The sequence below is a fragment of the Aeromonas encheleia genome, from assembly GCF_900637545.1.
GTDB lineage: Bacteria > Pseudomonadota > Gammaproteobacteria > Enterobacterales > Aeromonadaceae > Aeromonas > Aeromonas encheleia.
In genome coordinates this window covers 2,435,092-2,447,506 of the sequence record NZ_LR134376.1, presented here as the reverse complement: position 1 = coordinate 2,447,506, position 12,415 = coordinate 2,435,092, and the positions used below count along the sequence as shown (strand labels likewise).

General features: G+C 60.5%; 9 protein-coding genes. 4 read left to right on the top strand and 5 right to left on the bottom strand.

The features are described 5' to 3' along the window. The first annotated feature begins 17 nt into the window (after nucleotides 1-17). Complete coding sequence (locus EL255_RS11380) at nucleotides 18-1,541, top strand: fumarate hydratase (RefSeq protein ID WP_042652294.1); 1,524 nt, start codon at nucleotides 18-20, stop codon at nucleotides 1,539-1,541. 188 nt (nucleotides 1,542-1,729) lie between these two features. On the opposite strand, the gene EL255_RS11375 is transcribed toward EL255_RS11380, so the two are convergent. Beyond that, nucleotides 1,730-2,218 (bottom strand): cell division inhibitor, encoded by a 489-nt coding sequence (locus tag EL255_RS11375; RefSeq protein WP_042652293.1) that lies wholly within the window; start codon nucleotides 2,216-2,218, stop codon nucleotides 1,730-1,732. Nucleotides 2,219-2,451: 233 nt separating this feature from the next. On the opposite strand from EL255_RS11375, the gene EL255_RS11365 reads away from it, so the two are divergent. Continuing rightward, nucleotides 2,452-2,649: a DUF4250 domain-containing protein gene (locus tag EL255_RS11365; protein ID WP_005323525.1), complete on the top strand. Its 198-nt coding sequence runs from the start codon at nucleotides 2,452-2,454 to the stop codon at nucleotides 2,647-2,649. Nucleotides 2,650-3,045: 396 nt separating this feature from the next. Further along, a complete protein-coding gene (locus EL255_RS11360) occupies nucleotides 3,046-5,520 on the top strand; it encodes a glycogen/starch/alpha-glucan phosphorylase (RefSeq protein ID WP_042652292.1) in 2,475 nt (824 codons plus the stop codon). A gap of 47 nt (nucleotides 5,521-5,567) precedes the next feature. Here EL255_RS11360 and EL255_RS11355 read toward each other — a convergent pair whose 3' ends face one another. From EL255_RS11355 to trxC, 4 genes are all read right to left on the bottom strand, one after another. Beyond that, nucleotides 5,568-6,530: an IS1595 family transposase gene (locus EL255_RS11355; protein WP_042652291.1), complete on the bottom strand. Its 963-nt coding sequence runs from the start codon at nucleotides 6,528-6,530 to the stop codon at nucleotides 5,568-5,570. Nucleotides 6,531-6,628: 98 nt separating this feature from the next. Then, nucleotides 6,629-7,183: a cytochrome b/b6 domain-containing protein gene (locus EL255_RS11350; RefSeq protein ID WP_042652290.1), complete on the bottom strand. Its 555-nt coding sequence runs from the start codon at nucleotides 7,181-7,183 to the stop codon at nucleotides 6,629-6,631. Between the two features lie 293 nt (nucleotides 7,184-7,476). Then, complete coding sequence (locus EL255_RS11345) at nucleotides 7,477-8,862, bottom strand: SLC13 family permease (protein WP_042652289.1); 1,386 nt, start codon at nucleotides 8,860-8,862, stop codon at nucleotides 7,477-7,479. Between the two features lie 154 nt (nucleotides 8,863-9,016). Beyond that, entirely contained in the window at nucleotides 9,017-9,457 is a 441-nt protein-coding gene (trxC, locus tag EL255_RS11340) for a thioredoxin TrxC (protein ID WP_042652288.1), read from the bottom strand. Between the two features lie 150 nt (nucleotides 9,458-9,607). Between trxC and EL255_RS11335 the strand changes: the two genes are divergently transcribed. Then, nucleotides 9,608-12,406, top strand: coding sequence for a hybrid sensor histidine kinase/response regulator (locus EL255_RS11335; protein WP_126623331.1), 2,799 nt, complete (start codon nucleotides 9,608-9,610; stop codon nucleotides 12,404-12,406). Nucleotides 12,407-12,415: the final 9 nt, after the last annotated feature.

Below are 12,415 nucleotides of genomic sequence, written 5' to 3'. Positions count from 1 at the left end.
GGACCAGTGAGGATGATATGAGCATCATTAGAAAACAGGACTTTATCGATTCCATTGCCGACGCCCTGCAGTACATCTCCTTCTACCACCCCCTCGACTTCGTCCAGGCCGCCAAGGCCGCCTATGACCGCGAGATCAACCCGGCCGCCAAGGATGCCCTGGCCCAGATCCTGATCAACTCCCGCATGTCAGCCGAGGGGCACCGTCCCCTGTGCCAGGACACCGGCATCGTCACCTGCTTCGTCAAGATCGGCATGCAGGTGCAGTGGGACAGTGACATGACGGTGCAGGAGATGGTGGATGAGGGGACGCGCCGCGCCTACACCAATCCGGACAACCCCCTGCGTGCCAGCGTGCTGGCCGATCCAGCCGGCAGCCGCAAGAACACCAAGGACAACGCCCCGGCCGTGGTGCACATCGACATGATCCAAGGCAACAAGGTGGAGGTGAGCATCGCGGCCAAGGGCGGCGGCTCCGAGAACAAATCCAAGATGGTGATGCTCAACCCCTCCGATGACGTGGTCGAGTGGGTGCTGAAGACGGTGCCGACCATGGGGGCCGGCTGGTGCCCGCCCGGCATGCTGGGCATCGGCATCGGCGGCACCGCCGAGAAGGCCGCTGTGCTCGCCAAGGAAGCCCTGATGGAGCACATCGACATTCAGGAGCTGATCGCCAGTGGTCCCGAGACCACTGAAGAGAAGCTGCGGGTCGAGCTCTACGACAAGGTCAACAAGCTGGGGATCGGTGCCCAGGGGCTGGGTGGCCTCACCACTGTGCTGGACGTGAAGGTCAAGTCTGCCCCGACCCACGCCGCCTCCAAGCCGGTGGTGATGATCCCCAACTGCGCCGCCACCCGCCACGTCCACTTCGAGCTGGATGGCTCTGGCCCGGCCGAGCTGACGCCGCCGAAGCTGAGCGATTGGCCGGAGATCACCCGCGAAGCGGGTGGCAATGTGCGCCGGGTCAACGTCGATGGCATCACCAAGGCCGAGCTCGCCAGCTGGAAGAGCGGCGATACCGTGCTGCTCTCCGGCAAGATCCTGACCGGTCGCGACGCGGCCCACAAGCGCATCGCCGACATGCTCAAGAAGGGTGAGGGGCTGCCGGAAGGGGTCGACTTCACCAACCGCTTCATCTATTACGTGGGCCCGGTCGATGCGGTGCGTGACGAGGTGGTCGGCCCGGCAGGCCCCACCACCTCGACCCGGATGGACAAGTTCACCGACATGATGCTGGGCGAGACCGGCCTCATCGGCATGATCGGCAAGTCCGAGCGGGGCCCCAAGACGGTGCAGAGCATCAAGGAGCACCAGGCCGTCTACCTGATGGCCGTCGGTGGCGCCGCCTACTTGGTGGCGAAAGCCATCAAGAAGGCACGGGTCGTGGCCTTCGCCGATCTGGGCATGGAGGCCATCTACGAGTTCGAGGTGGAGGACATGCCGGTGACAGTGGCCGTCGACTCCCAGGGCAACAACATCCATGAAACCGGCCCTGCATACTGGTCGGCCAGGATCGCCGAGCTGGATGTCAAGCTCTCCTGATCCGGGATGGCGAGGGTCGTCCGCTCGGTGATGACCCTGTGCGGGCGCACGCCTCGTGGCAAGCCCCGCTGTGATAAAAACCGATGTGACAAGAGGCGACCCCAGGGTCGCCTTTTTCGTGTCCGCAGGATGTGAGGGGAGTTGGAATAACCCATTCCGAGGCGACGCCTATCGCGCCCTGCCGACTCTCAATGGTTGAGGTAGACATCCTGCCCGCCGTAGCAGAGGGGGCCGCTCTGGGCGGGCAGGGCACCCTTGGGTTCGAAGAAGCGGGTCAGCACCCCGAAGCGTTGCCCCAGCTTGTTCAATCTGGCGCGATCCAGGGCGATCTGCTCGGGTAACCAGGTCAGCACGGCGGCGCAGTGGCCATTGCCCAGGCTCTGCTCCAGCATGCGTTGCCAGTTCTTGATCTTGGCGCCGTGCACCACCAGCACCCGGGCGGGATCGATCCCCTGTGCCTGCAACTGTTCGGCGACGGGCAAGCCCGGCGGGGCTATGAGCAGGATCCAGCCGCCCTTGTCCTGACTCAGCCGCCCCAGTTCGTCGAGCAACTGGGTTTCATGAGCATGGGTCGCCAGCCGGTGATCGTGCTCTCCCTTGCCCTGATGGCGAGTGGGCCAGGGGGTGATCAGGCCGAGGGTAGAAGCGAGGGGGCGGTGACTCAGGGGCTGGCTCATATGTTTGTCCTGTATGAATAACCATGCTGTATGTGCATACAGTAGTTGTAACTCGTGCCAGTGACAAGTCATTTATGGTCAAAAATGTGAGCGGATTAACAACGCGATAAGCTAGTTAATTGAATAAAAAGGAAATTTACATTCAAACCGAATTGGGTGTTTTTTGCGCTATGGACAAAGCCAGGGCAGGCGCCCATGGTTATACAGTATGTATGGGAAGAGGAGAGACCAAGATGGATGTCAGCACCTTGCAACGGCTGGACGCCAATATTCTGCTCGGGATCATCAACGAGAAGCTGCGGCTGGAGTGCGATGGTCTGGAAGAGTTGTTGGCCTACTACGACATGACAGAGGATCAGTTGGCCACGCGCCTGCAGCAGATTGGCTATCACTATGATCCCATGAGCAATCAGTTCAAGGCTCATGGCTAATTCGGTCACGGAGGGTGCCCCAACCGGGGCACCTTCTCTTAATTGATGCATGGCCCCGTCGATTATTGAAACCGGTTTCAACGAGCGCCGTCCTTGCGGTTATTTTCACGTATTTTCAGCCACTGGCAATCATTGAAAACCTATTCATGGATGTATATTTTTCATTAATAAGCAACCTGATGATTTTTATCGTTATTTTTATTTCATTCAGGCAAGTTTAAGGAAAGGGTTTTCATGCTTGAACTGTCATTTTCATGCGTTAAAGTGTGACTCATGTTAACGTTTGAACCATCGGCTTTAGCTAGTATGCCCACGCCGGAACATATTCTGAGATAACAACAGCGCCGGTCCCGAATGGGATAACATTTTTTTATTTGTAACGAAGGAAAATGGTTTATGGCTACCAAGAAGAAGACAGACCAGGATCTCCAACTGGATAAAGATCAGCTCAAGGCGAGTATCGTGCGTCACCTGCGTTCTACCTTGGGGACAAGCGAACAGAAAGCCTCGCCAGAAGCGTGGTGGAAAGCGACCGCGGCCGCCGTCAACGAACAGGTGTACGAGCGCCTGACCCGTACTCAGCAGACTCACTTCAAGAAAGATACTCGTGCCATTCACTATCTCTCTGCTGAATTCCTGATGGGGCGCCTGACCTCCAACAACCTGCATAACCTCTCCCTGTACAAGGTCTGCGAAGAGGCCCTTGGCGAACTCGGTCTGGAACTGACCGACCTGTGTGAACAAGAGCCCGACATGGCGCTCGGCAACGGTGGCCTGGGTCGCCTGGCCGCCTGCTTCATCGATTCCCTGGCCACCCTGAACTACCCGGCGGTGGGCTATGGCATTCATTACGAACACGGCCTGTTCCGCCAGGAGATCCAGGATGGCCGCCAGATCGAGCGCCCGGACTCCTGGCGCGAATATGGCAACCCCTGGGAGATCTGCCGTCCGGAATCCGTGCAGGAGATCCCGCTCTACGGTTACGTCGAGACGGTGTTTGGTGACAATGGCGGCCTGAAGAAGGTGTGGCACGCCGGTCGCAAGATCAAAGGGGTGCCCTGGGATATCCCGGTGGTGGGTTTTGGCGGCCACACCGTCAACATCCTGCGGCTGTGGGAGTCCCGCGCCTCCGAGTTCTTCGATTGGGATGTGTTCAACGCCGGCGGCTATATCGACTCCCAGGCGGAGAAGGCCCAGGCCGAGACCATCTCCAAGGTGCTCTATCCAAATGACGAGACAGATGCGGGCAAGGAGCTGCGTCTGATCCAGCAGTACTTCTTCTGTGCCTGCTCCATCAAGGACATCATGCGCCGCTACAAGCGGGCTCATGGCAGCAACTTCGACAACTTTGCCGCCCAAATTGCCATCCAGCTCAACGACACCCACCCGACCGTGGCGATCCCCGAGCTGATGCGGGTGCTGGTGGACGAGGAAGGGCTGAACTGGGATACAGCCTGGGCCATCTGCTACCGGGTCTTCTCCTACACCAACCACACCCTGCTGCCGGAAGCGCTGGAGAAGTGGAGCGTCAGCCTGTTCGAGAAGGTGCTGCCCCGCCATCTCGAGATCATCTACGAGATCAACGCCCGCTTCCTGGAAGAGCTGGTCGAACCCAAGTGGCCGGGCAACGATGCCATCAAGGCCAAGCTCTCCATCATCGAGGAAGGGGACGTGCGCAAGGTGCGCATGGGCAACCTGTGCGTGATCGGCTCCTCCAAGGTCAACGGCGTGGCCGAGATCCACTCCAAGCTGGTGAAGGAGGATCTCTTCCCCGAGTATGCCGAGCTGTGGCCCCAGAAGATGTGCAACGTCACCAACGGCGTGACCCCCCGGCGCTGGCTGCTGGCCTGCAACCCCGAGTTGGCCGAACTTTATAACGAAGTGGTGGGTAAAGAGTGGCCGTTGCAACTGGACAAGCTGCGTGCCGTCACCAAGTTTGCCGACGATCAGGCATTCCAGCAGCAGTTCATGCGCATCAAGCGCCACAACAAGGAGAAGCTGGTCAAGGTCATCAAGGCCGAGACCGGCATCGATGTCAGCGCGGAGGCGATCTTCGACGTGCAGATCAAGCGCCTGCACGAGTACAAGCGCCAGCAGCTGAACCTCATCCACATCATGGCGCTCTACCGTCGCCTGCTGGCGAACCCCGACTATGACATGCACCCGCGGGTGTTCATCTTCGGCTCCAAGGCGGCGCCCGGTTACAAGCTGGCCAAGGACATCATCTACGCCATCAACAAGCTGGCCGAGCGGGTCAATAACGACGCCCGCATCCAGGGCAAGCTGAAGGTGGTGTTCATGCCGAACTACCGCGTCAGCCTGGCCGAGAAGCTGATCCCGGCCGCCGATGTCTCCGAGCAGATCTCCACCGCCGGTTACGAAGCATCCGGTACCGGCAACATGAAGATGGCACTGAACGGCGCCATCACCATAGGCACGCTGGATGGGGCCAACATCGAGATCGCGGAGGAGGCGGGTGCCGAAAACTGCGCCATCTTCGGTCTGAACGTGGACGAGGTGAAGGCGTTGAAGGGGCGCGGCTACAACCCCTATGACTTCTACTATGCCAACTCCGAGCTCAAGGCCGTGCTGGACTGGTTCGATACCGATTACTTCACGCCGGGTCGTCCGGGCGAGCTCTCCGCCATCAAGCGCTCCTTGCTGGAAGGGGGCGATCCCTACCTGACCCTGGCCGATTTTGCCGCCTACTCGGACGCGCACAAGCTGATCGATACCTGGTACCGGGATCCGGCGCTCTGGGCCAAGAAGGCGATCATCAACTCGGCCACCATGGGCAAGTTCAACTCCGACCGCTCCATCCAGGATTACGTGGACAAGATCTGGAGCCTGCAGAGCTGCAACGTGGGCTGATAAACGCCCGATATGAAAGAACCCCGCATCGCGGGGTTTTTTTATGGCTATGTCCCAATTACGTGTTGCATGGGGCGCCCCAGCGCCTCATGCAAGCAACGCGGGATATCCACTGCCTGCCCATAACGCTCCAACATCCGTCGCCAACCCAGATAATTCCTCAGATAGTGGGTCGCTACCCCATGGAACCGCGCCATCCACTCCTTCAACCGCCGGTGGTACCCGTTCACATGCTGGATGTGATACGCACCCACCACCCGCTCTCCCGCCCGGTTATGGACCACTTGATGTGTCATGCCTTGCCGTTCGCTGAAACTGGCATACACCGCCGCCCCGTCGCTGCACAGCACCGCATCGGGGGCGATGAGCGGTTTTAGCACCTCCCTGACCGTCAGAGCATCCTGCCTCTCCAGTTGGAAATCTGCCAGGTGGCCTGCCGGGTCCTGCACCACCATCACCGGGATGTAGTCCGGCCCTGTACCGCGGGTGCGGCCTTTCCCACCCCGGTGACGGGCCGGTCGGGACAATCCGGACTGTCCTTTAAATGACTCCAGGAAGAAAGTTTCATCCACTTCGACAATGCCCTCTTCCCGCGTCGCCTGATGGGTTGCCATGGCTTTCAGGAAGCGGTGACGCCACAAGAAGGCGGTGTTTTTGCAGACCCCGCAGCGGAGGGCAGCTTGCCGGACGGTGAGCCCTTCGATAAGCGCCTGGGCGTAGTCCTCCCAGCATTGGGCCTTGCGCAGTCTGGCCATGGGCGTCTTGGTGAGGACTGAACTGGTGCGCAGGCACAGCTTGCAGCGATAACGGCGCAGACCTCGACTCCAGCCCCAAGGGGCCAATTGGGTGGCCTCGGCCTGACAGTGGGGGCAACAGCGGCAAGCTGGCAACTGGGTGACCAGCGAGGTGATGGGGTGAGGAGTAGTGAGTTCATGTTGCGCAAGATGACGCTGGCGCAAGGTGAGCAGTGGGAAGAGAGACAGCAGGTGTTGAAAGGCTTGGGTATCCATGATGGTGGCCTTCAGGGTGATAACCTACTTCAAGGTTAGCCTTTCAACATGTAATTGGGACAGAGCCTTTTTTATGCCATCTAGCCAGCCTGGAGAGCTCAACGCTTGTCGATGACTTCGGTCTCTGCCGGCACGCGTTTCTTGCCCGTGAGCATGGCTCTGATCAGGTCGCCCCGGGTCAGGCGATCGAGGACGATGACCGCCAGCACATGGATGAAGATGGCCATCTGCAGCGCCTTGGCAAAGAGCTCGTGGAGTTCTTCCATGAGGTCCTCATTAAACAGCTGCGCGTACCCCGTCATGATCCCGGTGACGGCTGTTCCCACCAGACAGGTCAACAGCAGCAGTATCATCAAGGCGCCCAGCGGATTGTGGCCGGCATAATAGGGATGTTTCCCCTGCAAGGTGGCTTGCAGGTAGCGGGTGATACGGGCCGGGGTCGGAAACCACTGGGCAAACCTGGCGTAGTCGGAGCCGACAAATCCCCACAGGATGCGCAGCACCAATAATCCAGTCAAAGCGTATCCGACATAGCGGTGATTGCGCTCCCCCTCTTCTAAGATGAACAAGTTGAGCACACACAGCAGGACTGTGGCCCAGTGAAACACCCTGATCAGGGGATCCCATACCCTGATGGCCTTGCCGCTTTCCATCGCTTTCTCCATGATTTTTTTCCTCTCATACCGGTTTTCCATGCGCCTGTTGCCGGAGCGCCGTTGCCCGCATCATGGGGGTACTTTCTTAAGGCCGTGTTAATGGCCTGGGCGTGTGGGCAGGAAGGACGCTGGTAGGTGCTTTACCGGGACGGGGACGGCCCGTGGCAAGAGGAGCGAGTGACATGCTCGGGGAAAGAAAAAGCAGAGCCCCGACGATGCGGGGCTCTGGTGTTTCAACGGGTCAGGGCTTGATCTGTCAGCACTGACAGGCTCATGTGCCTGCCAGTGGATCAGTGCAGTATATCGCCGAAGAAATAGGCCAGCAGGGTCAGGATGACGGTGAACACCAGGTTCAGCACCAGGCCGGCCCGCATCATCTCGCGCTGTTGGATGTGGCCGCTGGCGAAGACGATGGCATTCGGCGGCGTGGCCACCGGCAGCATGAAGGCACAGGAGGCGCCGACGGCGATCAGCACCGACACCACTATGGGAGAGACCCCCAGCGCCTCGGCCACGCCCGCAAACAAGGGTACCAGCAGGGCGGCGGTGGCGGTGTTGGACACCAGCTCGGTCAGGAACACCACGAAGGCGGCGAGGCACAACAGGATGATGAAGATCGGCATGGTGGAGAGGGCGCTGGACAGGTGTTCCGCCAGGAAGGCATTGGCACCGGTCTGCTTGAGGATAGAGCTCAGGGTCAGGCCACCCCCGAACAGCAGCAGCACACCCCAGTCGGTGTTCTGGTTGATGTCGTCCCAGTTGGCGACCCGGCTGACGGCGATGGCCAGGATGGCGGCCATGGCGATCAGGGTATCAAACTGGGGAATGCCGCCCAGCGCCGCGGCGATGGGTTGGGAGCCAATCCACAGCAGCACGGTTGCCAGGAAGATGAGCAGGGTCACCTTGCGCTGGCCGGTCCACTGGATGGTGACCTGCTCGGTGCTGACGCGATGGGAGAGGTTGGGGCGCGTCACCCAATAGAGCAGACCTATGCCCACCGGCATGAAGATCAGCACCACCGGGATGCCGAACTTCAGCCAGTCGGTGAAGCCGAGGCCCATCTGGGCGGCGGCGATGGCATTGGGGGGGCTGCCGACTAGGGTGCCGATCCCGCCGATGCTGGCGCTGTAGGCCACACCCAACAGGACGAAGACCAGGGTGCGGCGCTCCTTGTGGATATCGAGACCCTTGAGCATGCCGAGGGCGAGCGGCATCATCATGGCCGCGGTGGCGGTGTTGCTGATCCACATGGAGAGCGCGGCCGTGATGGTGAAGAGCACGATGGCGCCCCAGCCGAGGTGGCCCTTGGCGAGCTGCATCACCTTGGCGGCGATCTGGGTATCGAGCCCCTGCTTGGATAGGGCGGCGGCCAGTGCGAAGCCGCCGAAGAAGAGGAACAGGACAGGGTTGGCGAAGTCGGTCAGCGACTTGCTCATGTCGAACACCCCGAGCAGGGTGGCGAGTACCGGGATGGCGAGGGCGGTGATGGTGATGTTCACCGCCTCGGTCAGCCAGAGGATGGCGATGAAGATCAGGATGCCGAGCCCCTTGTTGACCATGGGGTCAAAGGGGAGCCAGGCGAGCATGGCACAGAGCAGCAGGACGTCGAGAATGACGATCCCGGCCTTGATGTCCAGCCAGCGTGAGGGGGCGGAAGGGACTGCAGAGGTATGCATGTTGTTCTCTCGGTTAATTTATGGTTGTTGTTGTGTTGCCGAGGTTACATTTATCCCCCCGTTTGAAACAGGGGGAAGTCGTCAAACCATGTCGCGACTCACAGAGTCAAGTGAAAATGGATCTAATGGTAAACATAAATTAAACAATTATTTATCATTCATCCCTATTGGTCAGGGAGAGCAGCCACTCCCGCAACAGGCTGGGGGGCAGGGAGCCGCTGCGCTGGGCCAGGATCTCGCCTCGCTTGAAGACCATCAGGGTGGGGATGCTGCGAATGGCATAGCGGCTGGCGATGGCCGCCTCCTGTTCGGTATCGACCTTCACGAAGCGGATACGCGGCTCGAGTTCCTTGGCAACCTGCTGAAAAACAGGGGAAAACTGTAGGCATGGGCCGCACCAGCTGGCCCAGAAATCGACCACGACCGGGATGTCGGAGCCGATCAGGGTGTCGAATTGCGCCGTGCGCCCCACCACGGGGGTGACGTCGAACAGCGCGGCGCGGCAGCGACCACAGTTAGCATTTGAATCCAATTTATCGCTGGGCAGGCGGTTGCGGGTAAAGCAGTGGCTACAATAGGTGGTGATAAGTGACATAATTGATTCCTCCATAAGGCCCGGCAACATCTTTATTGCATATATAGAACTGACTAACGGTAACATAGCCGTCAGTTATTTTTCACAGTTGGCTTTCTGCGGTGGCATCTGTCACCGGGTGGCCGGCCATGACATGAGAATCGAGACGGGATGAAGAGTGTTGCACGCGTCAATCGCGTAGTCCTGAGCCTTATCATCATATCGCTGCTGGCGTTTTCGACCTATTGCTGGCAACTGCTCAGCCAGCAACAACGCGCCTCCGAGCTGAGTGTGGCCGCGGAGCTGGTCTTGAACCGCATCAATACCGACACCGTCTATCTGCTGGGCCGCGAGAAGGCCAGCGATGGCAGCGTGCAGCTGCGGCTCAGCCAGCTGTCCAGCAGCCTCGACAACTTCGTGAGCCGGGTGCGCGAGGATCCGGACTCGGCCGATGATCCCAAGTCCCAGGCGTTGCAGCGGGATATCGATGGCTACCTGCTCGATCTGGCCAAGCTCTATACCATGGAGATGACCATCGAATACCTGGAGCCCCGCTTCCAGAGTCAGCTCAAGTCGTTGACGGCGGCCATGCCGCGGGAGACGGCGCTGCACAACGATCTCACCGATCTGGTCAGGCTCAGCCACTATCTCAGACGCAGCTGGGACATGAGTGATCAGCGCCAGCTGCAACAACTGCAGCAGCGCATCAAGGAGAGCTATGGGCAGCAGCCTCAGGTCATGGCGATCAATCAGCTCAGCCAGGAGCTCAATCGCCAAGTGATGGAGTATCACCGCCTGCGCAACCAGATCATCGAGATGAAAGAGTTGAACTCGCTGCCGCTGTGGAAGCAGAGCAAGCTGGATCTGGCCTCCTCCCTCAAGAGCCGGTTCTACCTGATGGTGCTGGGCGGTGCCCTGCTCAGCTTCTCGCTGGTGGCCATCACCTTGTGGCGCCGCAACCAGAAGCTGAGCGAGCTGTCCCGTCATACCGGGCTGCTGGCCCAGGCCAAGAGCGACTTTCTAGCCAACATGAGCCACGAGATCCGCACCCCCATGAATGCGATCATCGGCTTCAGCGCCCTGGCGCTGCAGACGGATCTCAGTCAGCAGCAGCGGGACTATCTCAACAAGATCAAATCCTCGTCGGACACCCTGCTGCTGCTCATCAACGACATCCTGGACTTGACCAAGGTGGAGTCCGGCAAGCTGACCCTGGAGGAGATCGACTTCGACCTGAGCGAGCAGCTCGACTCGCTGGCGGCCATGTTCGCCGATCTGGCCGAGCGCAAGCAGATCGAGGTGAGCATCAACAAGTCACCGGCGGTGCCCGACTTCTTGCGCGGCGATCCTCTCCGGCTCGGCCAGGTGCTGGTCAACCTGGTCAACAACGCCATCAAGTTCACCGAGCGGGGGGAGGTGGAGGTGGCCATCACCCTGGTCAACCAACATCCGATGCGGGTGCGCTTCAGCGTGCGCGACACCGGCATCGGCATAGCGCCAGAGAAGCAGGCGCAGCTGTTCCAGCCGTTCACCCAGCTGGAGGCGGGCAACACCCGCAAATACGGCGGCTCCGGCCTCGGCCTCAACATCTCACAGCGGCTGGTGGGCTTGATGGGGGGCGAGATCGGCGTGCAGAGCAAACCCGGGGTGGGCTCGACCTTCCAGTTCGAGATCCCCCTGTCCCAGGCCGTCTATGGGGTCTCCGGGCGGCGGGTCTTCTTCGAGCAGCAGCCTCTGATCCTGATGATGGATGATAACGAGCTGGTGCTGGAGCTGGCCAAGGACATCCTGAGCCGGGCCGGCGCCACCGTGATGACGGTGAACAGCATCTCCCGTGCCCGCCAGGTGCTGCGGGAGGAGGGCCACCATATCCGGCTGGCGATCCTCGACTGGCGCATGGGTCAGGAGGATGGCCTGGATCTCGCCCTCGAGATGTACCAGCACAGCCAGTGGCGGCGGTTGCCGGTCCTGATGACCAGCGCCTGGGCCAGGGAGGGCCTGCACGGACGCATGGAGAGCATGGGGCTGACCCACTTCCTGGCCAAGCCGATGACCGAGAATGCGCTGCTGGCCAAGGTGGATGAGTTGCTTAACGGCAGCTCCCACGATCGCAACGTGCGTCAGGCCGAGGCGCAGGGGGATCAGCAGCACTTTCGCGATCTGCTGCACGGCACCCGGGTACTGCTGGCGGAAGACAACAGGGTCAACCAGCAGCTCATCATGGAGTACCTGCGCCGGGTGGAGGCGGTGGTCACCGTGGTCGACAATGGCCGCGAGGCGGTGGAGCAGGTGGCGGAGCAGCCCTTCGATGTTATTTTGATGGACCTGCAGATGCCGGTGCTCGATGGCCTGGACGCGACGCGCCAGATCCGCAAGATGGTGGACAAACACGATGTGCCCATCATAGCGCTGACCGCCAGCGCCATGCCGGGGGACAAGGAGCGCTGCCTCGGCGTCGGCATGAACGGCTATGTCACCAAGCCGGTCAGCAAGCTGGATCTCTACAACAACCTGCTGCAGTGGGTGAAGAACGCCAACGGCGAGCGACGGGCACCGCTCGAGGTGAAGCCACCGGCTCTGATGGGAGTGCTGGATCTGGAGGATGCGCTGCGCCGGCTGGAGCAGGACAGGGAGGCGTTGCAGATCCTGTTCAAACTGTTCCTGTCCGAGCACAAGGACGATCTCTGGGAGATCCGCTCCGCCCTGCGCCGTCAGCAACCCGAGGTGGCTTGCCGCCTGCTGCACACCCTGAAGGGGGTGTCGGCCAACATCTCCGCCTCCCGCCTGCAACTGCTGGCCGGTGAGCTGGAATGGCGGTTGCGGCTGAAAGAGGAGCTGGGCGAGAGCGAGCTTATCCAGTTGCAGCAAGTCTTCAATCAGACCCGGGAGCAGGTGTCCCATTTCCTGCTGACCGGCGAGCAGCAGGAGTCTGCCGGCATACTGTTCGAGCCGCGGGATGAGCGGCTGTGACGCGGGGCG